The following is a 25,299-nucleotide window of genomic DNA, read 5'->3' on the forward strand; positions in this document are numbered from 1 at the left end:
TGTTTTTCATTCTTAAGATAATAAATTTTTGTATTTAAAAATAATTAACAATAGGAGGAGTAAGTTATTTGAGACTTTAATAATTTTTTATTATAAATTGTCCCTAATAGCCAAGCGGATTCTTGAAAACTCGAAGTATAGCCTCCAAAAAACAACTGTTTATCGTATTGAATACAAACAAAACAGAAGTCCTAAAAAAGACTTCTATTTTGTGACATATAATGAATGATAAGGTGGTAAACAAATCAAGATAATGTGATTGAGTGGTAAAAATTTATTAATAGCTGTTTTAGAATCTCTTATAACAAGGCTGATTACAAAAAGCGGATCTCTACACTGCTAATAAAAATTGAAAAATTCTACTCATTAAAACTTAGACTAACTACAGTTGCAATTGATTGGGCTGCATGTTCCCAGCTTCCATCTATAACTTTACCAATCTGCTGACCAAGTGTATTTAAATCATTTGGATTAACTGGAATTCCATTATACGCAGCAAGAATTGATAAAAGTGGAGCAGCAAATGGTGTCCAACCACCTCTATCAATATTAAATACAGGTTTATCTAGTACCTTTCCATCTTGTACTGTAAACTCATAATAAAATTGATCATCTGGACGAAAACTTAAATGATGAGAGATTTGCCCCTTAACATATTTTTTTCCTGCACCTAGATTTACTACTTCTATTTCCTTTACATTAAATTCATGTTCAAATACTTTGATTTTTTTGACTTCTGGACCATTTAAGGCAGCTTGAACGGCTGTTTCCAAATTGTTTTGTGCAAAAGGTTGAATACTTAATTGTGCCTCTTTTTGTTGAATAGGAGCCTCCTTTTCTGCAGCAAACACCGAGGTAGTAGGTAGTGCACCTGTAGCTAACGTAGCTGCAAGTGCCGTTGTCATCATGATTTTTCGTTTCATCTTCATAGTTTTCCTTCCTCTCTTAAAGTTATGATATATAATTTTTTAAGATTGACACGGTACAATTTTTTTCATAATGCACGCAAAAAACTGGTTTAAGAACTATGTGAAAAACGTGTCGGAAAATTAAAATTAATTATATATGTATTTTAAATGATATATATCTACACGTATTTTTTCAATTTTTAGATAAATTAAACAGTAATTACTGCATAAGAGTCAATTTAGTACTTTATTTATCTATACACTTCCTATAAACACATTTAGTTCATAGTAAAAGTAATATATTTGATATTAAATGTCTTGCATAATGCGATAAAATTTCACAATTTTTTATCAATATATACAGAAAAAAGTAACGAAACTTAAGTGATATTTAATACTTTTCATATTTGTGAAGTATGTGAATTTGCTTATTGTAACATCTAAGATGTTAGATGTTGTTTTTTAAACATTACTTATCCGGATTCATGAAAAGTATTTTAATATATTTTTTATTTTATATAAAAATATATAGTTTTAATATTAAAACTAAAATATGGAAGTAACATAGGGGATTTACGCATATAGTAATGTTGATGGTGAAATTAACAAAATTTTCATTTAAATCAGATAAATCTATGATGTTTTTAACTTATAATAATGTTACTACGATGAAAAAATGGCTACTAATTAGTTAATTTAAAAATCAATTTTAGATAGGAAGAGGATAATGAAGACCAGAGATACTTATAAAATTATTGTAATTGGTGCTGGGACTGCAGGAATATCTTCTACTGCACATTTATTAAGAAATATCCCCCTATTGAAAGAAAGTATAGCGATTATTGATCCGTCAAAAAAACATTATTTTCAGCCACTATGGAGTTTAGTGGGGGGAGGAATTGTTTCAAAGGAAAGTACAATGCGTGATCAAGAATCGCTTATTCCAAAAGGGGCAACGTGGATCCCTAAAAGTGTTGTTAAGTTATTTCCGGATGAAAATAAGATACTGTTAGATGACGGACTGCTGCTTGAGTATGAAATTCTTATTGTAGCAGCTGGTATACAAATAAATTGGGAAGGTATTAAAGGCTTAAAAGAATCTATTGGGACTAATGGGGTATGTAGCAATTATTCTTATACATATGTTGATTCTACTTGGAGAGAAATCGAAAAATTTAAAGGAGGAAATGCGCTTTTTACCCACCCTAATACTCCTATTAAATGCGGTGGTGCTCCACAAAAAATTATGTATTTAGCAGAGGAGTATTTTTGTAATAGTGGTGTAAGAAACAGAAGTGAAGTAATGTTTTATTCTGCAAACAGTAACATCTTTCAGGTTCCGCGATATGCAAATACTTTAGAACAAGTACTAGAAAGAAAGCAAATTATAACGAACTATAATAAAAACTTAGTAGAGATTATCGCTGAAAAAAGAGAAGCAATTTTTGAAGATATGCAAACAATGAAAAGAGAAACAGTACCATATAGTATGATACATGTTGTTCCACCAATGGGACCACCTAACTTTATCAAAGAAAGTGAGATAAGTGATCATCAGGGCTGGGTAGATATAAGTCCTTATACTTTGCAGCATGTACAGTATAAGAATATTTTCGGACTTGGAGATTGTACCAATTTACCTACCTCTAAAACTGGAGCAGCAATTCGAAAGCAAATACCTGTCTTAAAACAAAATATTATGGACGTACTTAACGGAAGAGACTTGCAGGCTAAATATGATGGATATACATCATGTCCGATTGTTACAGGATATAAAAGTCTTATACTCGCTGAATTTAACTATGAACATGAGCCACAAGAAACGTTTCCATTTAATCAAGCGAAAGAACGGCATAGTATGTTTTTACTTAAAAGATATATGTTGCCATATATGTATTGGAATTTAATGTTGAAAGGGATTATGTAAGGAAAGATAGAGAGTAGTTGTAAAAATTGAAAAGTAATTTGAAATAAGTATTCGGAGGGAATAGTTATGCTTTTAAAATATTTTTATGATGAAAAATTAGCTCATGCTTCCTATTTAGTTGGTTGTCAGAAGGAAGGCGTAGCAATTGTTATTGATCCTAGCCGCTATATAGAACAATATATAGAATTTGCTAAGAAAGAGGGGATGGAAGTAATTGCTGCGGCTGAGACTCATATTCATGCCGATTTTCTTTCTGGGTCTAGAGAACTTTCTTATCTTTATCATGCAAATTTATATGTATCTGATGAAGGAGATTGTGATTGGAAATATCAATATCTTAACGAAGGTCGATACAAATTAGTTAATGAAGGCACAGAGTTTAAAGTAGGTCATATAAAATTTAATGTAATTCACACCCCAGGGCATACGCCTGAAAGTATCTCTTTTTTAGTAACTGATACAAGTCAAAATAATTTTACGAATGATAAACCGATAGGGATTTTCACAGGTGACTTTATATTTGTAGGAGATATAGGAAGACCTGATTTATTAGAAACAGCTGTTGGTATGAAAGATACAGCACAAATAGGAGCGAAACAATTATTTGATTCTATACAAAAAGTAAAAATACTCCCTGATTATTTGCAAATATGGCCATCACATGGTGCAGGAAGCGCATGCGGAAAAGCATTAGGAGCAATTCCAACTTCTACATTAGGTTATGAAAAGATGTTCAATTGGGCATTTCAATGTAATGAAGAAAGTGATTTTGTATCGATTTTATTGACGGGACAGCCAGAGCCTCCAAAGTATTTTTCATTAATGAAGAATTTAAATAAGTATGGTCCTCCAATTCGTAAGAAGAGAAAGATTACTACTATTAATACAGTAGAAGAACTCCAAGAAGTTATGAGGAGTGTTCAGCAAATAGTTGATATAAGGGATGTAGAGAGTTTTGCTTCTGGTCACATTGAAAAATCAATTAACATACCTTATAACAATTCTTTTACAACTTGGTGTGGATGGTTACTAGATTATAAAACAGAGACTTTAATCATTCTAGATGAGGAAAAGGTTAAAGTGGAGGAAGTCATTAGGGACTTTGAATCTATTGGGCTAGATAATATTGTTGCTTTTGTACCTTTAAAAGTAATAAAAAAATTTGATATATTAGAAAGTTACAAGGAAAAAACATCAATTGAATTATATCGGCATATAAAAGATAGAAGTGTTAAGGTTATCGATGTGCGTAGTAAAAAAGAGTGGGAGGAAGGACACCTTCATGATGCAATACATATTACTTTAGGTAATCTATTTGAGAAGATAGATTCTATACCAAAAGATTGCCCAATAGTTTTACAATGTCGAACCGGGTTGCGTTCAGCTATAGCAGCTAGCATTTTACAAAAAGCTGGTATAAAGGAAGTAGTGAATTTAAAGGGGGGATTTATTGCATGGAAAAAAGAAGGGCTTCCTTATACAACATGCAATCTCAACGCGTAGGAAAATATTATATGACAGGTAAGAATAATTAAAAGAAGTTATAGATGACGTGTTAGACAAGGAAAGCATAATTGTTGCAGCTTCAGGAAATACATTAGGATTATTAATTGATTATCCAGTTAAATATGAAAATGTAATGTTTGTTTCAGCATTAAAGAATTTGACATTGGATCCATCTTTTATCGAATGGCAGTGTTGGAAGTACTTAGGTATTATCAATAAGAACCCAATCAAAAATTCTCTTGGATGCAAGAGAATTTTTTTATTGGGAATAGTAAGGGGGAGGGGAGGTGCATTACATATGGGAAAAGGTAGAAGTAATAATGCTGGTAAAAAGCAACCGAATTTTGATGATTCATCTAATTTTGCTAAACAAAGCCAACCGACAGAAAAGAAGAAGAAATAAGAACAGGAGCTCTCTTGATAAAGGGAGCTCCTGTTAAAAGTGGATTGACGTTTCAGAATAACATATCGATGGATTAACCCAATAGCCATAAATACAAGGTTTTAATTTTTACGAAGGGCACCTAATTTAATATTATTGTCCCGCTTTTTTATACTTATTGATGCGTTAAATCCATTTGAGATGCTCCTTAATGGCGTTGGGCGTGACCTTAATTAAAATTTTTTAAACCTAATGGGACTTACCATTAAGAGGGCGAGGATTAAAGTAATCCATGCATTACTATATGAAAACAATGCCATACCAGCCAATGATAATCCTGCAGCTGGAATAGGTAATCCCTTAAAATATCCAATAGTTGGTTTAATACTAAATTTAGCTAATCTTAAAGCACCCATTGTTGGGAATAGGATAAATGCCAAAGAAGTTAAAATAGAAGGTGTTGCTATCGTATGAAATAAAAGCGCAGGAGCGACGCCGAAACTAACAATATCAGCTAAGGAATCCAATTCTACGCCAAACTCACTGTTCACTTTTAATTTTCTCGCAATTCTTCCATCAAGAAAATCTAAAACAGCTGAAAAGAAAATGAAAATGGAGGCTACTCCCAAATATTCATTCATATTCAAGGTGATTGAGAAAACGCCGCACAATAAATTTCCAATCGTAAATAAATTCGGTATGATTTTTACAAGCTGATTAAACAAGTTTGTTCCTCCTAAATTAATTAAACTTCACATTTCTGTAGCAATTTCTATATATTCTTCCGTTATTCTTAAAAATATATGACCACTGTATTACTGTAAGCTAATTAAATTTCGATAAGAGAAAAATTGATTTCTTAAACGTTCCGCTGGTTTATAAAAATGTTTAATCATTTTCAGTACGCGTTATTGAATATTAGCACTTGATAGTTGATATTTCGAGTAGTCAGGGATTTTCCGGTTCTGGTGCAAAAAATTCAAGGTAATTAAAAATAATCTCTAAAAAGGAGACATAATGATACTATTATTTTAAAAAGGTTCGTGGTTGGTATCGAATATAAAAAATTGGAATTTTTATACAAAAGGCACCCGAAAGGGTGCCTTTTGTACCTCTTAAAATGACTGAAGATGCGTTTACTTGAGTTCATTAGATAGTTAGAGGTTGATAGACTATCTTTAACGAAAATGTTGCGTAGTTCATCTACATTATATATCGATTTAATAATGAACGGGGATTTAGAAAGTTCCAAGGAAAGTACATATCAACCTGATTGGAAGATTGGAAATTTAATAACTGGTGATACATTTTACTTAACGCAATATTTTGGTGCGCAAATGAAAATTTTTAAAGTCCACACAAATGGTACCCTAGAACGATTTCAAACAATAGAACCAGAATTAAAATAAAATTTTTGCAGGATCAATTAAATTCATTCCTTGTTATGCAAACACATTTTCAGCGGAAATAACTTCATCACTATTTTGCGCTAGACAGACTTTATAAAAAATGGTTACATTTCCTGATCTTGAAATAATCCTCTCAAATTGCAATTCTACTTTTTTTGCAAATTTTACTGCATCAACAATATTTGTAGAAGTAAATGCTACAAAAGTTTTTCAAATGAAATTTATAAAAGCTTGATAGGCAATACCAAGGGAAAAGACCGTAGCTACCATATGTGCAGTCCATTTAGGCATATTTAAATTTAATACGGTATTGTACAAGATTCCATATACGATACAAATGATTAATACAAATGCAATGAATTGAAGAGCTAACAAAAATAGTGGTTGATCCATTTATTCTCACTTCCTTTGTTTAATATATTAATATAATTTATTTGAAAGTAGAAGTTTTATTTCTATAAAGTTCCAAAAATTTGATGTGAAAGGGATATTAGTAATCACAAGAATTGATGCAACTATGATGTAACTAAAAATAGTATTACAAAATCAATAAAATAGTAAAGAAGGTCGCCATTCACGGCGACCTTCTTTACTATGCGTTATACCCAAATAATTTTAAATCTTCTCCAGACCCTGAAATGATTTTCTCAAAGCGTAATCCTACTTTTTCTAAAAGCTTTCCTGAGGCGATGTTATCTATAGAAGTAATTGCTACAATTCGTTTCATGCCGAGCTTTTGTACACCGTATTCGATTATTGCAGAAGCTGACTCGTAGCCATATCCTTTTGAACGGAATGTTTCTAAAAAGGCAAATCCGATATCAACGTCTTCTAATGAATCTCTTTTAATAAGGCCACACATACCAAGTGGAGTGAGATCTTCTTTTCGTTCTACTAAGTAAAGGCCAAATCCGAGTTTGTTATACATATCGATGGGACCGTTTACAATATAATTTTTTGCATCTTCTAAGTTTCTAACCCCTTTGTCACCGATAAACTGAATCCATGCAGGATCGTTTACTAACTCAAGAATAAAAGAAGCGTCTTTTATATCAAACCAACGAAGATTTAGACGTTCGGTTTCAAGAACTATCAATTATTACACCACCTTTAAAAAGTTATAACAATTAGTATGGATTGTGTAAAACAAAAGTGCAACATATTTTAATGGGGGTGTTTGTTCACATAAAGTTCGTTTGTTTTGTATAGAGAGATATTTTATAATTAGGATTGATTGTAAAGAGTGAGATACTTATACAATGACTCCTAGGTGACTAGGAGTTTTTACTATATAACTATCATTATTACTAAATATGACACACTACACATTCTACTCAAGGAGGTACATAATGAAGAAATTATATAATGCATCGTTTACGTATTTGATTATCGGTTTATTATCAGGGATTTTCGCTAGGGAGTATGGTAAGTATAAAGGGATTTTAGGATCTACTTTGTTAAATCTTTTGCATACACATACACTTGTACTTGGCTTTTTCTTCTTTTTAATTGCTTTAGGATTAGCAAAAGTATTCGCGTTTCATGAAGTGAAAGGGTTTAATAAGTGGTTTGTTTTACATAACATTGCATTAACATTAATGTTAGGTTCGCTAGCAGTGAGAGGGCTTCTTCAGTTAAATGGAGCTGACTTTAAAGGGTTAACTTATATTGTAGGGTTTTCTCATTCGTTGATGGCAGTTACTTTAATTTGGTTTATGTTGTTAATAAAGAAATCGTTTAAAATGTAGTGAAAAAGAACTTGTAGCGTGTGCTGCGGGTTCTTTTTTGTATGTTCAGGTTAAATAATCTTATTTTTCTAATTATTTTGTATAAAGATGGTATACTTGTTTTAAAATTAAAAAGGAGAGTTGATTATGGAAATAACAATTGAACATGTAGTAAATGAATTAAGAGGCATACTTCCTGAAGATCGAGTAGTAATAAATATGACAGTACGAGAGTTACATAGTAAAGATGAATCTTACCACGTTAGTAGTTTACCTGATGTAGTTGTTTTTCCAAAAACGACCGAAGAAGTTAGCACGATAATGAAAATAGCGAGTCAGCACGGAACAGCTGTCGTTCCATTTGGAGTAGGATCCAGTTTAGAGGGACATGTAATTCCTTACGAAAAAGGAATTACAATGGACTTTTCTCTTATGAACAAAATACTTGAAATAAGAGAAAAGGATTTTCTTGTGAGAGTACAGCCAGGGGTGACGCGCTCTCAGCTTAATAAAGAATTGAAAAAGTATGGATTATTTTTTAGTGTAGACCCAGGAGCTGATGCAACGTTAGGAGGAATGGCTGCTACAAATGCGAGCGGAACGACAGCGGTAAAGTATGGTGTAATGCGTGATCAAGTTCGAGATTTAGAAGTCGTTCTTGCTGATGGAGGAGTAATACATACCGGGAATTTAGCGGCGAAGTCATCATCAGGTTATCATTTAAATGGTATTTTCGTAGGATCAGAAGGAACACTTGGATGTTTCACGGAGTTAACTTTAAAAGTATACGGTATACCAGAACATGTTATGGCTGCGAGGGCATCGTTTCCAACTATAAATGATGCAGTAGAAGCTGTAATTAACATATTACAAGCAGGTATTCCAATCGCGAGAATTGAACTCGTTGATGAATTATCTATGAAACAAGTAAATTATTATAATGAAACAAGTTACAGAGAAGAACCGACACTGTTTTTAGAGTTTCACGGCAATGAAGCAGGGTTAAAGCAAGATATTGAATTTACGAAAGAAATCGTTCTTGATCATAAATGTATAGAAATTACGTTTGAGACGGAAACAGCAGCGAGAAATAAACTGTGGGATGCAAGACATAACTTAGCGTACTCTTACGTGCATAGTTATCCTGGTAAAAAGCTAATGAGTACAGACGTATGTGTGCCAATTTCGGAATTAGCTGGAGCGATTCAACATGCGAAAGAGGTATTAGATAAAGTAGGGCTTATTGGCGGTATTCTAGGTCATGTTGGAGATGGGAATTTCCATGTACTCTTAATGATTGACACAAATGATAAAGAGGAAGTAAAGAAGGCGGACGAAATAAACGAAAGTATCGTTCTGTATGCTCTTAAACGAGGAGGAACGTGTACAGGAGAACATGGCGTTGGAATCGGAAAACGAAAGTATCAAGAAGAAGAACATGGGGCGGCATTATTTGTAATGGAGAAAATAAAGAAAGCTCTTGATCCGCAAAATATTTTGAATCCGAATAAGGTGTTTCAATTAAAAGATAGGGGCTGATTGGATGAAAGTACTAGAAGCGATAAGTAATATAGCTGGAAAGTATTTTGCATTTTGGACCGGCTGCTGCACTCCCAAGTGTATTAGCGGCAGTATGGCATAACATTGCAGGGCCAATATTAGCAACCATCTGGTCAAAAAATACAAAGAATACTTTCAGCGATGAAAATGTATCAATAAATATAGAAAAATAGGAATGATAAATAATGCAAAAACGTATTGTACATTTTGAAGGAATGGTTGTATTTTTAGCCATGATTTATATGTATTCGATATATGAGTTTAGTTGGATTATATTTTTTGTATTCCTTTTAGCGCCGGATCTATCAATGTTAGCATATGGGATTAATAATCACGTTGGTGCGAAAATATATAATGTATGTCACACATATATCATATCCATATTAATTGTTCTAATAGGTGTCTATTTTAAGATAGATACCGTTATAATGATTGGCTTAATATGGACAGCACATATTGGAATGGATCGAATGTTTGGATATGGATTGAAATATGAGACGGATTTTAAGGATACTCATATTCAACGGTTATAATTTGTTTTGAGAAGAGGGGTACGTTGAAGCAGAGAATTGCTATCGAAGAATATAATGTCAAATGGGAAAGTGAATTTAATAAAATACACACTCTTATTAACAATGTAATGGAAGACAGCATTGTATCTATTGAACATGTTGGGAGTACATCTGTTAAAGGGCTTGCATCAAAACCAATACTAGATATTGATGTTATAATAGAAGAGTTCGAAATTTTTTATGAGGTAGTAAAAAAACTTGAGAAGATAGGGTACTATCATCAGTTAGAATGGAGATTTAAAGGCAGAGAGGCGTTTGGAAGAAAGGATGCGTTAGTTCCATGGAACGAGGGAAATACAGTTTGGATGGAACATCATTTATATGTGTGTGATAAAAATAGTGAAGAGTTGAGAAGGCATATAGCGTTTCGAGATTACCTTCGTGAACATGACGATGTTGCTGCTGAATATGGACGTTTAAAGGAAGAGTTAGCGAGAGAGACGAAAAATCGATCTAGTTATATTGAAGGTAAGACCGTATTTATTACAAATATATTAGAAAAAATAAACTAAGGCAGCATGGAATACATGCTGCCTATTCTTTTGAAATAGAAAGCTGCCATTATAAAACAAATACAAACTGGCCCTGTTGATTGATGCGGTTACTAAATATAATAGGAAATAAAATAGAAAAGAGTGGAAAAGAGGGAGCTTATGTACATACCAAAATATTTCGCAATACAAGATGAAGAGATGAAGTACGAAATAATGGAACAAAATAGCTTTGCGACACTATTTTCTCAACATAACGGAGAACCATATGCAACGCACTTGCCGTTGTTGCTAAATAGGGAAACTCTTACTTTACATGGTCACTTCGCACGACCGAATGAACAGTGGAAAGATATTGGGACTCAGCAAGTACTAGCTATATTTCAAGGACCACATAGTTATATCTCTCCGTCATGGTATGAAACAAACAATGCAGTACCAACATGGAATTACGTTGCAGTGCATGTATACGGTGAATTAGAAATTGTTGAAGATGAGAAGACATTAGTAGATTCTCTTCAAGATTTAGTAAATAAATATGAAGATCCAGAGAGCACCTACTCACTTAATGATGTAGATCCAAATTATATGGGAGGATTAAGTAAGGGAATAGTTGGATTCAAAATAAAGATAAATAAAATAGAAGGAAAAGCGAAGTTAAGTCAAAATCATTCTGTAGAGAGACGAAATTTAGTTGTGGAGAAACTTGAGAAAGTTGGTAGTGAGGGGAGTAAGAGGATTGCGGAGTTGATGAGAAAATAAAGTCTACATGAAAGGAAAATATTCTAAATAAGCGTATTTAAAAAGACCTTCTTAATTGAAGGTCTTCCGTTTTTTAAAGTGCTTTTTCAGTTGTTGTTGAGTTGTAGTCTTTACTTACGTCAACGGATTGAACAAGGTCAGGTCTTTGGGGTGCAGGGGTGTCCCCAATGTTTAATGCTACATATCCTAACTGTGTTTTCGGTGTTTCTGAGGTGAAGCTTAATCCAAGAGTTGTGATGCTAATAACAGCTAAGCCAATGATGCTCAATTTAATCTTTTTCATTATATCAAAGCTCCCTTTTCTTCATGTTTTTTTCTTGCTTGATTGGCCATGTAAAAGTATTGACTAGCTTTTATATGGTCTTCTTTTTCATAAAACATATTTGCTAGAACATCAGTGTACTCTTGTATACATTCCAAAAGGTTTTCTGTTTTAAAGTAAGAAATTCCTTCCAAAATTATCATTTCTAAATCATTTATAGAAGTTTTATTATTTAGTTCTCTTAAAATCATGAAACGATATTGAAACTCTTTGTTTTCTAGTTTATTTGAGATGTTTAATCCTTTTTTTATAAGTTCTTTAGCCTGGGTATATTCTCCAAGCTTGTAGTATTCACGTGCTTCAACAAAAAGTGCTTTAAAGTGATTTGGTTGCTTAGTTGTAACCTCTGAAATATGACGCATTGCTAACTCTGAAAGGTTTTGACTTGCATATAGCCAAGCTAAATTATGTCGTACTCTTAATGATAAAGTCTCCTCTGAATACTTCTGTAGAATATTTAATGCTGAATCAAGTCTAATTTCAGCTTGTTCAAACTGTTTTAAATCAATACAAGATAAACCAAAGATGTTATCACACAAAGCAACATTAATTTCGCAGTTTATATGTTTTGAAAAAATCGCTTTAGCTTCATTTGCAGATTGGATTGCTACTAGTGGTTGATATGTTTGATAATAATAGGAAGCTAAGCGGTAGTTAAATTCAGCATTCTCTAGTTCGTCAGATACGTGTATTAGCAGCTTTTTAGCGTTCTCGAAAAGGTGTTTTGCTGTATTGTAGTTTCCAATAATTGTATTGTGAATAGCCTTAAAAAAATGATAATAATAAGAAAATAGCCCATTCTCTGGAAGTGGGAAAGAATCAATTTTATTAAAATCATCTTTATTAATATTTAAACCATCTGTTAAAATTTTGTATCTGAAATTAAAAAGTGAATAATACAATTGTAGGTTTGTATCTTCTTCTGAATTAGAGATGATATTTTCAATATCTTTTTTTATTTTTGTTGCATGGGTAGTTTGATGTTGTAACATAGCTCTATACCAGTCATTAAATAATTTTGTAATTTGTTCATTACCTTGTAGTTGAACGTTCATGAAATCCCCTCACTTTTTGAATATTCTTATAAAATATAGTATCAAAAATAAAAATATTTAGAAATGATGTTTTATATTTCTCAATATTTGTTTAACAAGCTTACGAGTAATTCTATTGGAATAGTGTAGAATTTATTTTGGATTAAAGAAATGGCATCGGGGGATGTGCATTTTAAAGTTTTAGTTGAGTGGGGGGATATAAAAAGGGTGCGTTCACACAATTTATATGAACGCACCTTTTTACATATTAAACAATCAAGTCCCACAAAAAGTACGATAAGGGCGATTCGTCGGTGCAGGCGGAATGCAGTATTCTTCTTGATCTGTAGAATACGCATAAGGGTTTGATAAAGCTTCAAGAAGTTGCTCCATTACGCTATAGTCTTCATTTGTAACAGCTGCTTCTAGTGCTTCTTCTACACGGTGGTTCCTCGGGATGATTGATGGGTTATTATTTTTCATCATCTCGTAGGCGTTTTCTTTTGATTGTTCTTGTCTTTCTAATCGAGATTGCCACAGTTTGTACCATTCTTTAAATTCAGGACTTTCAAATAGAGCTGTATTTTCGATAGCATCAAGAGTTAATGAACGGAATGTATTTGTATAATCCGCTTTATATTTCTCCATCATTTTTAAAAGTTGCTCAATAAGTGATTGATCTTGTTCTTCGTTGCTAAATAGTCCTAATTTCTTTTTCATTCCAAGGAACCAATTGTTTTCATACTGTACGCTAAATTTCGAAATTTCGTCTTGAGCGATTTTTAGTGCTTCTTCTTCATCTTCGTGCAGAATCGGTATTAAAGATTCTGCTAGTCGTGCGAGATCCCATGCGGCCATATATGGTTGATTTCCATATGCATAACGACCTTGTGTGTCAATAGAGCTAAATACGGTTCCTTGGTCGTAATTGTCCATAAATGCACAAGGACCGTAATCAATTGTTTCGCCACTGATCGTTATATTGTCAGTGTTCATTACGCCGTGAATAAATCCAACAAGTTGCCATTTTGCGATAAGACTGGCTTGTCTTTTAATGACTTCTTGTAGTAATGCAGTATATCGGTTTTTATGAGATTCAATTTCTGGGTAATGCCTTTTTATCGTATAGTCAGCTAGTGATTTCAGGTCCTCTATTGAACCACGAGCTGCAGCATATTGAAATGTACCGACCCGTATATGACTACTAGCGACTCTAGTTAAAATTGCTCCAGGTAATTTTGTTTCACGATAGGTTGGTTCCCCGGTTGTAACAACTGCTAAACTGCGAGTAGTCGGAATATCAAGTGCATACATTGCTTCACTAATAATATATTCACGTAGCATCGGACCGAGTGCAGCACGGCCATCTCCTCGGCGTGAATAGGGAGTAGGGCCAGAACCTTTCAGTTGAATATCGAAACGCTCACCTGAAGGAGTAATTTGTTCGCCAATTAAAAGAGCACGACCGTCGCCTAACATATTAAAATGTCCGAATTGATGACCAGCATATGCTTGAGCTAATGGATGAGCTCCTTCTGGAAGTCCATTGCCAGCGAAAATGGCAATTTCAGCTTCCTTTTTCAGTTCTTCAGGGGTTAAGCCAAGAGATATCGCTAATGAATGGTTTAGTTTAACTAACTCCGGTGAACTTACGGGAGTAGGGGGGATTTCTGTATAAAATGATTGTGGTAAAGTCGTATAACTATTATCTAAATTCCAACCTGTTTCATTATTTTTAGTCATTGTATCTCCTCCTTTTTGTATTTTAAATTATGTATTTGTACGTATATATTCTTTGTAAAGTTAACTAAAAGTATAATATAATATTTCCCCTTGCAATCTATTGTAAGGACTTCATTGCACTATGTCTATTTAACAGTAAATACAAAACTCCATTTTAAAAAAAATGGAGTTTTTATTATTACTTAATTTTTACAATTATCTTTCCTTTTGCTCTTCCAGACTCTGAATATTCCATTGCTTTTTGCGCATCTTCAAAAGGAAAAACTCGATCGATTACAGGTTTGATTTGTCCAGCTTCAATATAGTTTGCAATAGTACGTAATTGATCCCCGCTTGGCTTCATAAATAAAAATGAATATTGAGCATTATGCTTTTTTTCAAGTGCAGTAAGTTTTTTGCTGGCTAATGAAAATAAGAGAGTTTTAAAGAATCCTGAACCAAATTCTTTACCGAAGCGAGCGTTCGGCATGCCTGAAACGGAAACAATGTTTCCTCCGCTTTTTATAATATTGAATGATTTTTCAAGTGTTGCACCGCCGATTGTATCAAATACGGCATCATAATTTTTTAGTATATCTTCAAATTTCTCTGTTTTGTAATTAATAATTTCATCTGCGCCAAGAGACGTTACTAAATTCGCACCAGCTTCACTAGCAGTCGTTGTAACAATGGCACCCATTATTTTTGCTAGCTGAATAGCGAAAGTACCAACACCACCGGATCCAGCGTGAATTAAAATCTTTTGTCCTTTTTGTAATTGCATGATGTCATGTAATGCTTGATATGATGTTAAGCCAACGAGTGGAATCGAAGCAGCTTCCTCAAAATTTAAATTTTTCGGTTTTAAAGCTATATCATCTTCATGAATGGCTATATACTCCGCGAAAGTACCAATCTTATTTTTTCTTGGGCGTGCATATATTTCATCATCGACTTTAAAGTTAGTCACTTTTGCCCCAACCTTTACGATGACACCGGAAAAGTCATTACCAAGGATTAGGGGCATCTCATATTTAAGCAACATCTTCACTTTTCCATCGCGTATTTTAAAATCAATTGGATTAATACTAGCTGCATGAATTTCTGCGAGCACTTCATACTCATTAATTTCAGGAGTAGGTACCTCTGCCATACGCATTGGGACTTTTCCGTACTTATCAATTATCATTGCTTTCATTTCTTATACCTCCAAGTTTTAATAAAAGTTTTGCAATAGCTTCTCAATATCTAATACAAGATTTTTTAATAAACCTAATTTTGTACGTATATCAATATAATAAAAATTCTTTGTACCTTCTTTTCTCATTAAAATAATGCCAGCTTCTCGTAAAATCTTGAGGTGATGTGATACGGCTGGACGGGAAAGGTGTGTTTGCTTCGTGATTTCTCCTACACGTAATCCTGTTTGACATTCCGTTTCCATTAGCACTAATAAAATAGCTTGACGTGTTTCATCACCAATTGCCAATAATACTTTTTGAGAATCAATAAAATCTTTTTTTATAATATTTAATTGTTCTTGTTTATTCATTTCAATCACTTTGCCTCCAGGTAATTAGTCGAAAGGTTTAAGATGATGAACCATTACTTCGATACGGTAATGCTACATGATTGTTGTACGAGGTGCAATATTGAGAAAGAAAATCGAGACGAATGAATTTTTTATTGTTGAAAATTATAGGGAGATAGAAAAGGGATTGGAAGGATTACATAACAAAATAGATGAAGTTTAAAAAAATGATGTAACAATAAAATAAGCTGTCGTAACCTTGTATAATCCATAAGGTTACGACAGCTTATAATGTTTGTATTATTTTTGATTTTTACGATAGAACATGGTTCAACGTAAAGTACATTCTTTTGTTTTACACTTTCATACAGACACAATTCAGGTGGATTATAGATGTATGAAAAGGTAAAAGGAATTTTGGGGCGTAATCTATCTATATGATAATTCAAAATGAAATATAAGTCTATATTTTAATGTTTTTTTTGATTATATTTATGTCACTGAGCTCAGAACAATGATGTGGAGGGGAAATATATGAAATCGAATTATGTACCAGTTTTAATTGTTGGAGGGGGATTATCTGGGTTAGCGTCTGCGTTATTTCTTGCAAAACATAACATTGAGTACTTACTTATTGAAAGGCATCCGTCTACTGCCATTCATCCGAAAGCAGGCGGTCTTACTTTACGTACAATGGAGTTATTTCGAGAATTAGGCTTGGAAAAAAGAATTAAATTGGCAGGTAAAGCATTAGAGAACTGCCGAGGAAGAATAGCAGTTCATACAATAGCTGAGGCGAATAAAGAAGAATTGGAACAAATGAGAGCGACGCAATACGGAAACGATGAAGAGTTACTTCAAAAAATAGAAAAGATTAGTCCATCAAAACAAACTGCTTGTTATCAAATTATTTTAGAAGAGATGATGTTACAAGAAGCGAAAACATTAGGCGGGCAACTATCTTTTTATCATGAATTAGTTTCATTTGAACAAAATGAAAACGGGGTAAAAGCAACGATTCGAAATCGTGAAACAGAAAAAGAAAGTGTCATACATTGTGACTATGTAATTGCAGCAGATGGAGCGAAAAGTAAAATACGTGAGCAGTTAGGGATTAAAACTGAGGGGCGTGGAACCATTGGTGGCTATTATATGAATATTTATTTTGAAGCAGACTTAAGTGAGTTTATACAAGGAGACGCATTCGGTTTTTCTATGGTACTTCATCCAGAGGTTCTTGGTGCACTGATCCCAGTAGATAACGTAAAAAAATGGATTTACCATGTAGCCTACGATCCATTAAAAGGAGAGGGAACAGAGGATTTCACGATGGAACGTTGTAAACAAATTATTGAAATAGCAATTGGAAGTACAAATGTTGAGTCAGAAATATTAAGTGTTTTACCGTGGGAAGCGGCCGAAAGTACAGCAATGAAATTTCAAGGAAATCGAGTCTTTCTAGTTGGAGATTCAGCACATATTATGCCGCCAACAGGCGGATTTGGTTCAAATACAGGAATACAAGATGCGCATAACTTAGCTTGGAAATTAGCGGCTGTTATAAAAGGGAAGGCAAAACCAAAATTGTTAGAAACATATCATGAAGAGAGACACTCTGTTGCAAAATTAACGACAGCTTATGCAAGTAGTTTACTGTTTCGTGCTGCGAAGAGAGAGGAAGGCAGTTTGAATAATATGGATGGTTTAGCTGTTACAGTTGGATATCAGTATTGTTCAGAGGCGATTATAGATAATTTAGTCACTCCACATAGAATGGATAGCATAGAGTTGAACGGGAGACCTGGAACGCGAGCGTCACATTTATGGGGAACGTATGAAGGGAAGAAAGTTTCTACATTAGACTTATTCGGTAACAGTTTTGTATTACTTACAGGAGTAAAAAATAGTTCTTGGGCTGAGGCAGCACATACTGTTTCAGCTAAATTAGGAATAAATATAAAAGGGTATCGTGTTGGCTTAAGTGGAGACTTTGTTGCTCCAGAAGATATTTTTAGCAAATTATATGGTATAGGGAATGGAGGTGCTGTATTAATTAGACCAGATGGCTTTATCGGATGGCGTTCGGAAAAAACGGTAGTAAATCCAGATATAGTATTGGAAGAGGTAATGAGAAATTTATTATGTGATTTTTAAGTAACTACAGAAATATTGTTTTATGTACTTCACCGTACTGAAAAAAATATTCACAAATTTCAATAGGTTTGATATGATTAAATTCGACAAGTTAATAGAGGCCGGAGATATTTGAGAAAAGCCATAAATTTATTTAGGGATACAGGAGTGTAGCCTAAATAATTTATGGCTTTTTTTATTGAATGAACCGTACAAAATAGGGAGTTACATGTGAAAAGGAGGGCTATAGGAATTAAATAGGATAATACTAGTTTTTTATATTAATAATATAGAGAAAGTATATTTGTAAGAGTGGAATTTTAATATAGGTTTATAAAAATAATGAAAGTATATCTTCTATTTCGTGTAAATCTCATTAACTTGTTGAAATTTGCAACGTAGGAAGGGTTAGAAGGATGAGAAAAATTATTAGCGTTTTAGTTATTTTCTTTATGACGGGAAGTATCTTTGCTGGGGGAGCTGTTCATGCGAAAGCAGAAGGGAAGCATGAATGGAATACGAATAAGTTTTTAAATATTGCACATCGCGGAGCAAGTGGACATGCACCTGAGCACACTTTTGCTTCTTATGATTTAGTGAAAAAAATGAAAGCGGATTATTTAGAGTTAGATATTCAATTAACAAAGGATGGCCAATTAATTGCAATGCATGATACAGCGGTTGATCGCACTACAAATGGAACAGGCGAAGTACGTGATAAAACGTTAAGCGAAATAAAGAGTTTAGATGCAGGATCATGGTTTAATAAAGCGTATCCAGAAAAGGCTAAGCAAGAGTATGTTGGGCAAAAAGTTCCAACTCTTGAAGAAATTTTTCGAAAGTATGGAAGAAGTATGAAGTATTATATTGAAACAAAATCACCAGATGTGTATCCAGAAATGGAAGAGAAATTGTTGGCGTTGTTACAAAAATATAATTTAGTAGGTCAAAACATGTCTTCTAGCTGTGTTATGATTCAATCATTTAGTAAAGATAGTTTGAAAAAGATTCATAGTATGAATGAAAATATTCCGTTAGTTCAATTGCTTTGGTATTATCCAAATGAAAACAATGAAATTGTCGAATGGTCTGGCATTACACATGAACCGAAAAGTGTAACGAATGATGATTTTCAAGAAATTAAAAAGTATGCAGCTGGTATTGGACCAAACTTACGTAATGATAACGGAGAACTAATTATTGATGAGTCATATATGAAAATGGCTAGGAAAAATGGACTGTTAATTCACCCTTATACAATTAACGAGAAACCAGATATGAGATTGTTAATCAAATGGGGTGCTACAGGAATGTTTACAAATTATCCGGATCGATTACATAGTGTATTGAAGGAAAAATAAGTGGAAAAGGGTATACCAGTGTTTTAGGTATACCCCTTTTAATTTAATTCCCCGATAAACAGAATCTCTTTTTCATAGCATTCATCTTCATCATAAATAATTTCTTGAAAGCGAAGTGTTTGGAAGGAATGATAAACTGAAATTTCCCATGTCTCCCCAAAATCAATTTCATTTGAAAGAAGGATCCATTTTTGAAATTCACTATTTCTATTAAAGAAATTATGAAAATAGTCCTTGTTTTTAAATATAATGATTTGCGAATCCCATAAATTATTTATAGAAATCAAAACAACAACTCGATATGTATGTGTATCGCTCGGTTTCATAGTTATTAAATGATTTGCTTGATTTAATAAGGTTTGAATACACAATCGTTTTACTTTTCTAGGTGTTTTACAAGAGGCAATAAAAGCTTGCGAAATTGGCAATAGCATATTCCAATATTCATCGTTATAGAAAGTAGAAGGGAATGTTTTTGTATGTTCCTCAATTCGCTTTATCATAGTGTTTGTTTTTCGTTTCATACCACGTATTTTCTTTTCACGCATTGAGAGTCATCTCCATAAATTTTTGTAATGCAGCAGAGTGATATATATCTTTTCTAGTAATAAAAGTAGTAGGAACTTTTTTGAAGCTATTTGGCAAAGGATTGAATGATATGTCATGTTTATGACCATTTAAAATAGACTTCATCATAATTGCTACGCCCATACCTGATTTTACACATGCGAGTATCGCTTCAATTGTTCCAAACTCTAATACTCGTTTAGGTGAAATTCCTTCTTCTTGAAGCCAATCTTCTAATAAATTTCTATAATAGCACCCGTGACTAAATGCAAGTAAATTCATGTCTCCTATGTCTTTAAAGGAAGATAAAGGCTTTTTGCTAATGAGAACTAATTCTTCTTCATGAAATATATTTGTATGAAGTTCAGCATGCTGAGTGGTTCCAGCGATAAACGCCCCGTCTAGTTTTCGTTCTAATACAAGTCTAATCAATTGTTCCGTCGTATTTGATTCTAAAATCAATTCGACTTTTGGGTATTCCTCATAATAGGCCGTTAATATAGATGGAAGTCTTACAGCGGTTGTAGATTCTGTACATCCAATTTTTAAAGTGCCCCTTGGTTCGATCCCATTACTTTGAACTGCTTTAATAGATTGATCCATTAAGTGGATAATTTGTTTAGCGTATGTTAATAAAATCTCACCGTTAGAAGTTAAAGTTACACCTTTTCCGTTTCGGTAAAATAAAGGTACACCTAGTTCGTTTTCTAGTTGTTTCATACGCATTGTTACGCCAGACTGTACATAGTTTAAATTTTTAGCTGCGTGAGATATGTTTTTTTCTTTCGCAACTTCGTAAAATACAGTTAAATCTTTTATATCCAAGTATCATCCCTCCATAAAAGGTATCATTTTTTTTGATGGATTATATGATAAATCTTTATTTTATATGATATCAGAACTTTCATACAATGGAAGGGGATGGAGGGATTATTGTGTTAATGGAAGAAAGGATGAATGGTACTTATAAGTGGGTTATGTTAATTTTTGCGACAGTTGCTCAAACAACAGCGACACTTATAACGTATGGTGTTGGAGCATTTGCTTTATTTTGGAAAGAAGAATATGCACTTACGAATACGGAGAGTGGATTGTTAGTAAGTGTTGTAAATATAGGACCGCTATTTTGTATGCTTTTTGTTGGGCGGCTACTTGATCAATACAATGAAAAGTTGTTAATTTCGATAAGTTTATTTTTACTAGGGGGTTCGTTTTTACTGACTAATATGGTCAATGGATTTAATGGGTTACTCTTTGTACTTTTATTAGTAGGAACGTTTTATAGTGTTTTGCAGCCAGGAGGAAGTAAGGTGATAATGAAGTGGTTCTCAAAAGAAAATCGCGGGTTAGCGATGGGGATTAGACAAGCCGGTATACCGATTGGTGGTACATTAGCGGGAGTATTGATCCCGTTTCTTACAATAAAATATAATATGGCCTATGCGGTAAATAGCATTGCATGCATTTGTATAATTGGAGGGTTTTTATTTTTTATATTTTATAAGGAACCATATATTCAAGAGAAAGTTAAACAAGAACGTAGTAAACTTTCTTGTTGGATGCAGTTAAAAGAAGTGATGTGTAAAAAAGAGTTGTATGCAATTTATATAACTGGCATTTGTATGATTTCATTGCAAATGGTGTTAGTTGCACACTTTATAAAATTTTTAGTATTGGAACAATCAATCACGCCAATTTTAGCTGGAAAAGTATTTTCCGTTATGTTCTTTTCTGGAATGGTTGGTAGGGTTATATTAGCAGCTACTAGTGATTTATTTTATAAGGGGAATAGGCGTACCCCCTTATTTATAACTGTTTGTATTTCTATTTTCTTCATTCTAATATTAGTAATGAGCATACATACAATAACGAATGTATTGTATGGCGTAAGTGCATTGTTAGGGTTCTTTTCAATTGGGTGGTTTAGTCTTTTTATAACTGAAGTTGCGGAATCAGCAAGTGAAGAATCGGTAGGGATGACAGTGAGTTTTGCACTTACATTAAATCAAATTGCTATTATTGTTGCGCCTGCTTTATTTGGTTATATTGTAGATAAGAAGGGATATACGTACGCGTGGTTATGCATAGTTGTATTACTAACTATTTCAGCGGTTAGCTTATATAGGAAGTATAGAAAATGAAGGAATGTTAGCAATGTAAACTTTTTATGAAGAAAGTCTAAAGAAATGTTGAATGAGCGACATTTCTTTTTTTATTTGTTGTATAATCAAAATGTAAATGAGATTCGTTTTCAATTTCGTTCATTACCTCTTTTGAAATTACCTGTAATTTTAGCCATAATTAGCTGTTTTTCTTTATCGTTATTTGCATGATTTATTTTATTTAAAAATTTTTCAGCATCATTCCCTTTTAATATATTAATTCTTTTTCTGTAATATTCAATTAATACCATGTTGTTTTTTATTATCCGATAATGAAACATTTTATCATCTAAACGATTGCGTTTATCGGTATTTTTCATATTACATCTCCATTCTTTTTAGTATGTAACAAATGTTACAAAAGAATTTGAAATTATAGTTTAATGCATCCGATTGTATGTTGGAAATTTTGCAAGAAAGAAATACAATAGAGAGTAGTAAAAATTGAAAATGAGAAAAAGGAATCTAGTTTTAACAGAGTGAATATTAAATAATATTATAATATACTTGATAATTAAAAGATATAAAATAGAATGGATGTACGTTAAGTGAAACTAGATAAAAGAGGGTTCCTAGTATGTTAAAGAAATGGTTAATCGTTTTCTTTATTTTTGCTGTTTTTTGTGGAAGTGTTGTTACACTAATACATGCAAATAAAGGAAAAAAATATGATACAAAGGCATTTTCTAATGTAAATAGTAAGCAAAAAGATGTTAAGCAGGAAGTTGATGCGAATGAGAAAAAGCGTTATGAAATTGCAGCTGGAAAACTAGATCAGTACTTAAAAGATAAAGGATTTAATGGGAGTGTTCTTGTAGCAAGTAAAGATCATGTCATTTTACGAAAAGGCTACGGTTATGCGAATGTGAAAGATCAAGTATTAACAACGCCAAGAACGAAATATCGCATTGGGTCTATTACGAAAACAGTAGTTGCAATATCTATTATGCAACTAAAAGAAAAAGGGAAGTTGAACATTGAAGACAATGTAAATAAATATATCCCATCGTTTCCAGCAGATAAAAATATTACGTTACGAAACTTGTTAACACATACGTCTGGATTACCAGAACAGGGACAAGGTAGTGTTGACGCAGCATCACGGTTAAAATTAGTAACGTGGATTGGGGCACAAACGTTACAATTTCCAGCAGGGACAGGATGGAAATATACAGATTATAATTATATGGTGCTTGCATATATTGTAGAAAAAATATCGAATAAACCACTTGCTGAATATGTGAAAGAAAATATTTTGACTCCTGTTGAAATGAATGAATCTGGAATGGGCGCAACACTCCCAGAAGATATTTTCTTAGCAGAAGGGTATACGAAAAAAGATAATAAGTTAATAGCCACGCCTCGCTTAAAAATGAACTGGCTGTATGGTTGTGGTGAAATGTATACGACTGTTGAAGATATGAAAAAGTTAGATGAAGCTATTATGGATGGTAAACTACTTTCCAAACAAAGTGTATCAGATATGTTTTCTGCATCACCTGCAAGAAAATATGGATTTAGTTTCTATATTTACCCAGATTATTATCATAACCACGGTGTATTAGCTGGCTGGAACACTTTTAATAATTTTAACTGGGATAAACGAACGTTTGTCATATTATTTTCTAACGTCCAAAATGGTATGAATGATGCATTTAATCAAGAATTTAGGAAAATGGCGAATGATTTAATAGAAGGAAAGTAATTATAAAAAAATCGGTATTGATATGTAATTATCAATACCGATTTTTTTATTTTGTAAAGTTTTACTTACTGAATAAAGTGAAACTTTAATCAGCAGGGCCCCACCTAACTTCTTTGCTTTCGCTGAATTTTGAGGTGGGGGTCTTACTGCCCACAAATAGCGGGATAAATAGGTGAAAAAGGTGATTGGCATTTGAATAAATCTAAATAGGTCGTTAAATGATAAGTAATGCAAAGAACAATTGGTAATTTTTACATTGATAAAAAAGCTTGAGCTTCACACTATGTGAAGCTTTACATTATTGGAGACAAGAACAGGAGGTTGAAAAAATGAAAAAAGCAATAAAGTTTTGTTTAATAGCTACATTATCTACAACGATTATTAGTGGATGCTCTTTTGAGGGTAACAATGAAAATGTTAAAGGGAAAGAAGGAGAAAAAGTAGAGGTACAGAAAAATGCTGGGAAATATACGATGCCAGATGAAAAAGATAAACATGAAGGTACATGGCTACAATGGCCACATGAATACACATATGGTGAAGAGTATAAGCAGGAAGTTGAACCTATTTGGGTTAAGATGGCAAGTGCTTTAACTGAGGGTGAGAAAGTCCGCATTGTTGCATATGACCAGGAAGAAAAGGAGAGAATCAATAAGCTTTTAACAAATGAAGGGTTAAATATGGAGAAGATTGATTTCTTTATCGCGCCTACTGATGATGTATGGGCAAGGGATAGTGGACCAATTTTTGTTTATGACAGCAATAAAAATCTCAAAATATTAGATCCAGCATTTAATGGTTGGGGGAAGAAAACACCTTATAAAAATGATGCTCAAATACGTAAAAATGTTAGTAAACAATCAGGAATTGAAAGAATTGATTGGGGGAAATTTGTCCTTGAAGGCGGCGCAATTGAATTAGACAGCAATGGGACTGCGTTATTAACTCGAAGTTCGGTAACGAATAAAAATAGAAATCCTGATTTATCAGAAAAGGAAATTGAAAAATATATAAGTGACCTAGGGGTATCAAACTTTATTTGGTTAGACGGAGTACCTAATTTAGATATTACGGACTTTCATATTGATGGATTTGCTAAATTCCATAATAAATCTACCATTGTAACGATGAAAGAAGATGACCTAGCCGAATGGGGTTTATCTAATAAAGATATGGATACATTGTTAGATGCAAAAAATGCTTCAGGACAGAAATATAAGTATGAATACTTGCCGCTTAGTAAAGAAAAGGTTGCTTTAGAAAATGGAAAAACTCTCGATTATAAGGGATCGTATATCAATTATTATATCGGGAATACAGTTGTATTAGTGCCTAATTATAATGACTCGAATGATAAAATCGCAAACGATACGATTCAGAAGTTATACCCAGATCGTAAAGTAGTCGGTATTGATGTGAGAGAGTTGTATAAAAACGGCGGTATGATTCATTGTGTGACACAACAACAACCAATTGCATTGAAGTAATTAATTGTAATTTCGTTGTGCTACTATATGG

The 25,299-nt window shown here is 33.0% G+C and carries 26 protein-coding genes and 1 pseudogene; 15 read left to right on the plus strand and 12 right to left on the minus strand.

The features are described 5' to 3' along the window. Nucleotides 1-359: 359 nt before the first annotated feature. A complete protein-coding gene (locus tag BM089_RS16625) occupies nt 360-929 on the minus strand; it encodes a methyltransferase (protein ID WP_090977465.1) in 570 nt (189 codons plus the stop codon). A gap of 706 nt (nt 930-1,635) precedes the next feature. Here BM089_RS16625 and BM089_RS16630 point away from each other — a divergent pair. The 3 genes from BM089_RS16630 to BM089_RS31535 all read left to right on the plus strand — a co-directional run bounded on the left by BM089_RS16630 (nt 1,636) and on the right by BM089_RS31535 (nt 4,744). Beyond that, nucleotides 1,636-2,835, plus strand: a complete 1,200-nt coding sequence (locus BM089_RS16630) for an FAD/NAD(P)-binding oxidoreductase (RefSeq protein ID WP_090977467.1) — start codon at nt 1,636-1,638, stop codon at nt 2,833-2,835. Nucleotides 2,836-2,901: 66 nt separating this feature from the next. Next, the gene (locus tag BM089_RS16635; RefSeq protein ID WP_016512482.1) at nt 2,902-4,338 is read left to right on the plus strand and encodes an MBL fold metallo-hydrolase; all 1,437 of its coding nucleotides are present in this window, start codon (nt 2,902-2,904) and stop codon (nt 4,336-4,338) included. Nucleotides 4,339-4,387: 49 nt separating this feature from the next. Beyond that, on the plus strand, nt 4,388-4,744 hold the full coding sequence (locus BM089_RS31535) for a hypothetical protein (RefSeq protein ID WP_225988587.1): 357 nt from the start codon (nt 4,388-4,390) through the stop codon (nt 4,742-4,744). Between the two features lie 212 nt (nt 4,745-4,956). On the opposite strand, the gene pssA is transcribed toward BM089_RS31535, so the two are convergent. After that, nucleotides 4,957-5,448 carry a CDP-diacylglycerol--serine O-phosphatidyltransferase gene (gene pssA / locus BM089_RS16650; RefSeq protein ID WP_071714627.1) on the minus strand — a complete coding sequence of 164 codons (492 nt, stop codon included), beginning with the start codon at nt 5,446-5,448 and terminating at the stop codon, nt 4,957-4,959. A gap of 501 nt (nt 5,449-5,949) precedes the next feature. Here pssA and BM089_RS31910 point away from each other — a divergent pair. Beyond that, nucleotides 5,950-6,132: a DUF5065 family protein gene (locus tag BM089_RS31910; RefSeq protein ID WP_043352867.1), complete on the plus strand. Its 183-nt coding sequence runs from the start codon at nt 5,950-5,952 to the stop codon at nt 6,130-6,132. Between the two features lie 210 nt (nt 6,133-6,342). Here the strand turns inward: BM089_RS31910 and BM089_RS16660 are convergent, their stop codons facing one another. Together BM089_RS16660 and BM089_RS16665 are read right to left on the minus strand one after the other, a co-directional pair. Further along, the gene (locus tag BM089_RS16660) at nt 6,343-6,525 is read right to left on the minus strand and encodes a hypothetical protein (RefSeq protein WP_071714626.1); all 183 of its coding nucleotides are present in this window, start codon (nt 6,523-6,525) and stop codon (nt 6,343-6,345) included. A gap of 199 nt (nt 6,526-6,724) precedes the next feature. Beyond that, nucleotides 6,725-7,228, minus strand: a complete 504-nt coding sequence (locus BM089_RS16665) for a GNAT family N-acetyltransferase (protein WP_016512486.1) — start codon at nt 7,226-7,228, stop codon at nt 6,725-6,727. 253 nt (nt 7,229-7,481) lie between these two features. On the opposite strand from BM089_RS16665, the gene BM089_RS16670 reads away from it, so the two are divergent. The 6 genes and pseudogenes from BM089_RS16670 to BM089_RS16695 all read left to right on the plus strand — a co-directional run bounded on the left by BM089_RS16670 (nt 7,482) and on the right by BM089_RS16695 (nt 11,244). Next, complete coding sequence (locus BM089_RS16670; RefSeq protein ID WP_016512487.1) at nt 7,482-7,880, plus strand: DUF2871 family protein; 399 nt, start codon at nt 7,482-7,484, stop codon at nt 7,878-7,880. Between the two features lie 126 nt (nt 7,881-8,006). Next, the gene (locus BM089_RS16675) at nt 8,007-9,398 is read left to right on the plus strand and encodes an FAD-binding oxidoreductase (protein ID WP_016512488.1); all 1,392 of its coding nucleotides are present in this window, start codon (nt 8,007-8,009) and stop codon (nt 9,396-9,398) included. 50 nt (nt 9,399-9,448) lie between these two features. Then, nucleotides 9,449-9,592 (plus strand): annotated as a pseudogene (locus BM089_RS16680) (bile acid:sodium symporter family protein); the annotation flags it as partial. Between the two features lie 12 nt (nt 9,593-9,604). Further along, entirely contained in the window at nt 9,605-9,952 is a 348-nt protein-coding gene (locus BM089_RS16685) for a DUF4260 domain-containing protein (RefSeq protein ID WP_090977471.1), read from the plus strand. Between the two features lie 23 nt (nt 9,953-9,975). Further along, nucleotides 9,976-10,503 carry a GrpB family protein gene (locus tag BM089_RS16690; RefSeq protein WP_090977473.1) on the plus strand — a complete coding sequence of 176 codons (528 nt, stop codon included), beginning with the start codon at nt 9,976-9,978 and terminating at the stop codon, nt 10,501-10,503. Between the two features lie 141 nt (nt 10,504-10,644). Next, nucleotides 10,645-11,244 carry an FMN-binding negative transcriptional regulator gene (locus BM089_RS16695; RefSeq protein WP_016512491.1) on the plus strand — a complete coding sequence of 200 codons (600 nt, stop codon included), beginning with the start codon at nt 10,645-10,647 and terminating at the stop codon, nt 11,242-11,244. A gap of 73 nt (nt 11,245-11,317) precedes the next feature. On the opposite strand, the gene BM089_RS16700 is transcribed toward BM089_RS16695, so the two are convergent. The 5 genes from BM089_RS16700 to BM089_RS16720 form a co-directional block, all read right to left on the minus strand. After that, on the minus strand, nt 11,318-11,527 hold the full coding sequence (locus BM089_RS16700) for a hypothetical protein (protein WP_000721431.1): 210 nt from the start codon (nt 11,525-11,527) through the stop codon (nt 11,318-11,320). Continuing rightward, entirely contained in the window at nt 11,527-12,621 is a 1,095-nt protein-coding gene (locus BM089_RS16705) for a response regulator aspartate phosphatase (protein ID WP_065229156.1), read from the minus strand. The genes BM089_RS16700 and BM089_RS16705 overlap by 1 nt, the downstream gene beginning before the upstream one ends. A gap of 255 nt (nt 12,622-12,876) precedes the next feature. Next, the gene (locus BM089_RS16710) at nt 12,877-14,343 is read right to left on the minus strand and encodes a protein adenylyltransferase SelO (protein WP_075717385.1); all 1,467 of its coding nucleotides are present in this window, start codon (nt 14,341-14,343) and stop codon (nt 12,877-12,879) included. Nucleotides 14,344-14,521: 178 nt separating this feature from the next. After that, nucleotides 14,522-15,520 (minus strand): NADP-dependent oxidoreductase, encoded by a 999-nt coding sequence (locus BM089_RS16715; protein WP_075717383.1) that lies wholly within the window; start codon nt 15,518-15,520, stop codon nt 14,522-14,524. 18 nt (nt 15,521-15,538) lie between these two features. Continuing rightward, nucleotides 15,539-15,883, minus strand: coding sequence for an ArsR/SmtB family transcription factor (locus BM089_RS16720; RefSeq protein ID WP_000571870.1), 345 nt, complete (start codon nt 15,881-15,883; stop codon nt 15,539-15,541). A 504-nt stretch (nt 15,884-16,387) separates the two neighbouring features. On the opposite strand from BM089_RS16720, the gene BM089_RS16725 reads away from it, so the two are divergent. Both BM089_RS16725 and BM089_RS16730 read left to right on the plus strand, forming a co-directional pair. Then, the gene (locus BM089_RS16725) at nt 16,388-18,007 is read left to right on the plus strand and encodes an FAD-dependent oxidoreductase (protein ID WP_090977475.1); all 1,620 of its coding nucleotides are present in this window, start codon (nt 16,388-16,390) and stop codon (nt 18,005-18,007) included. A gap of 395 nt (nt 18,008-18,402) precedes the next feature. Then, nucleotides 18,403-19,347, plus strand: a complete 945-nt coding sequence (locus tag BM089_RS16730) for a glycerophosphodiester phosphodiesterase (RefSeq protein ID WP_090977477.1) — start codon at nt 18,403-18,405, stop codon at nt 19,345-19,347. A 38-nt stretch (nt 19,348-19,385) separates the two neighbouring features. On the opposite strand, the gene BM089_RS16735 is transcribed toward BM089_RS16730, so the two are convergent. Both BM089_RS16735 and BM089_RS16740 read right to left on the minus strand, forming a co-directional pair. Next, nucleotides 19,386-19,895, minus strand: a complete 510-nt coding sequence (locus BM089_RS16735; RefSeq protein WP_072939264.1) for a DUF3916 domain-containing protein — start codon at nt 19,893-19,895, stop codon at nt 19,386-19,388. After that, entirely contained in the window at nt 19,888-20,739 is an 852-nt protein-coding gene (locus BM089_RS16740; protein ID WP_016512498.1) for a LysR family transcriptional regulator, read from the minus strand. The genes BM089_RS16735 and BM089_RS16740 overlap by 8 nt, the downstream gene beginning before the upstream one ends. A gap of 86 nt (nt 20,740-20,825) precedes the next feature. Between BM089_RS16740 and BM089_RS16745 the strand changes: the two genes are divergently transcribed. After that, the gene (locus tag BM089_RS16745; RefSeq protein ID WP_139213275.1) at nt 20,826-22,055 is read left to right on the plus strand and encodes an MFS transporter; all 1,230 of its coding nucleotides are present in this window, start codon (nt 20,826-20,828) and stop codon (nt 22,053-22,055) included. Between the two features lie 110 nt (nt 22,056-22,165). Here the strand turns inward: BM089_RS16745 and BM089_RS16750 are convergent, their stop codons facing one another. Beyond that, a complete protein-coding gene (locus BM089_RS16750) occupies nt 22,166-22,396 on the minus strand; it encodes a hypothetical protein (RefSeq protein WP_090977479.1) in 231 nt (76 codons plus the stop codon). Between the two features lie 257 nt (nt 22,397-22,653). Between BM089_RS16750 and BM089_RS16755 the strand changes: the two genes are divergently transcribed. Together BM089_RS16755 and BM089_RS16760 are read left to right on the plus strand one after the other, a co-directional pair. Beyond that, nucleotides 22,654-23,781: a serine hydrolase domain-containing protein gene (locus tag BM089_RS16755; protein WP_000915203.1), complete on the plus strand. Its 1,128-nt coding sequence runs from the start codon at nt 22,654-22,656 to the stop codon at nt 23,779-23,781. A 329-nt stretch (nt 23,782-24,110) separates the two neighbouring features. Continuing rightward, complete coding sequence (locus tag BM089_RS16760) at nt 24,111-25,268, plus strand: agmatine deiminase family protein (RefSeq protein WP_139213276.1); 1,158 nt, start codon at nt 24,111-24,113, stop codon at nt 25,266-25,268. Nucleotides 25,269-25,299 lie beyond the last annotated feature (31 nt).

The organism is Bacillus sp. 5mfcol3.1, from assembly GCF_900114335.1.
Lineage (GTDB): Bacteria > Bacillota > Bacilli > Bacillales > Bacillaceae_G > Bacillus_A > Bacillus_A thuringiensis_S.

Excerpts from the sequence above, each read along its gene's own strand:
- BM089_RS16705 (WP_065229156.1), bottom strand. The coding sequence starts at position 12,621 with ATGAACGTTCAACTACAAGGTAATGAACAAATTACAAAATTATTTAAT.
- BM089_RS16670 (WP_016512487.1), top strand. The coding sequence starts at position 7,482 with ATGAAGAAATTATATAATGCATCGTTTACGTATTTGATTATCGGTTTA.
- BM089_RS16745 (WP_139213275.1), top strand. The coding sequence starts at position 20,826 with ATGGAAGGGGATGGAGGGATTATTGTGTTAATGGAAGAAAGGATGAAT.
- BM089_RS31910 (WP_043352867.1), top strand. The coding sequence starts at position 5,950 with ATGAACGGGGATTTAGAAAGTTCCAAGGAAAGTACATATCAACCTGAT.
- BM089_RS16755 (WP_000915203.1), top strand. The coding sequence starts at position 22,654 with ATGTTAAAGAAATGGTTAATCGTTTTCTTTATTTTTGCTGTTTTTTGT.
- BM089_RS16735 (WP_072939264.1), bottom strand. The coding sequence starts at position 19,895 with ATGCGTGAAAAGAAAATACGTGGTATGAAACGAAAAACAAACACTATG.
- BM089_RS16660 (WP_071714626.1), bottom strand. The coding sequence starts at position 6,525 with ATGGATCAACCACTATTTTTGTTAGCTCTTCAATTCATTGCATTTGTA.
- BM089_RS16695 (WP_016512491.1), top strand. The coding sequence starts at position 10,645 with ATGTACATACCAAAATATTTCGCAATACAAGATGAAGAGATGAAGTAC.
- BM089_RS16710 (WP_075717385.1), bottom strand. The coding sequence starts at position 14,343 with ATGACTAAAAATAATGAAACAGGTTGGAATTTAGATAATAGTTATACG.
- BM089_RS16700 (WP_000721431.1), bottom strand. The coding sequence starts at position 11,527 with ATGAAAAAGATTAAATTGAGCATCATTGGCTTAGCTGTTATTAGCATC.
- BM089_RS16730 (WP_090977477.1), top strand. The coding sequence starts at position 18,403 with ATGAGAAAAATTATTAGCGTTTTAGTTATTTTCTTTATGACGGGAAGT.
- BM089_RS16715 (WP_075717383.1), bottom strand. The coding sequence starts at position 15,520 with ATGAAAGCAATGATAATTGATAAGTACGGAAAAGTCCCAATGCGTATG.
- BM089_RS16725 (WP_090977475.1), top strand. The coding sequence starts at position 16,388 with ATGAAATCGAATTATGTACCAGTTTTAATTGTTGGAGGGGGATTATCT.
- BM089_RS16750 (WP_090977479.1), bottom strand. The coding sequence starts at position 22,396 with ATGAAAAATACCGATAAACGCAATCGTTTAGATGATAAAATGTTTCAT.
- BM089_RS16685 (WP_090977471.1), top strand. The coding sequence starts at position 9,605 with ATGCAAAAACGTATTGTACATTTTGAAGGAATGGTTGTATTTTTAGCC.
- BM089_RS16635 (WP_016512482.1), top strand. The coding sequence starts at position 2,902 with ATGCTTTTAAAATATTTTTATGATGAAAAATTAGCTCATGCTTCCTAT.
- BM089_RS16630 (WP_090977467.1), top strand. The coding sequence starts at position 1,636 with ATGAAGACCAGAGATACTTATAAAATTATTGTAATTGGTGCTGGGACT.
- BM089_RS16625 (WP_090977465.1), bottom strand. The coding sequence starts at position 929 with ATGAAGATGAAACGAAAAATCATGATGACAACGGCACTTGCAGCTACG.
- BM089_RS16675 (WP_016512488.1), top strand. The coding sequence starts at position 8,007 with ATGGAAATAACAATTGAACATGTAGTAAATGAATTAAGAGGCATACTT.
- BM089_RS16760 (WP_139213276.1), top strand. The coding sequence starts at position 24,111 with ATGAAAAAAGCAATAAAGTTTTGTTTAATAGCTACATTATCTACAACG.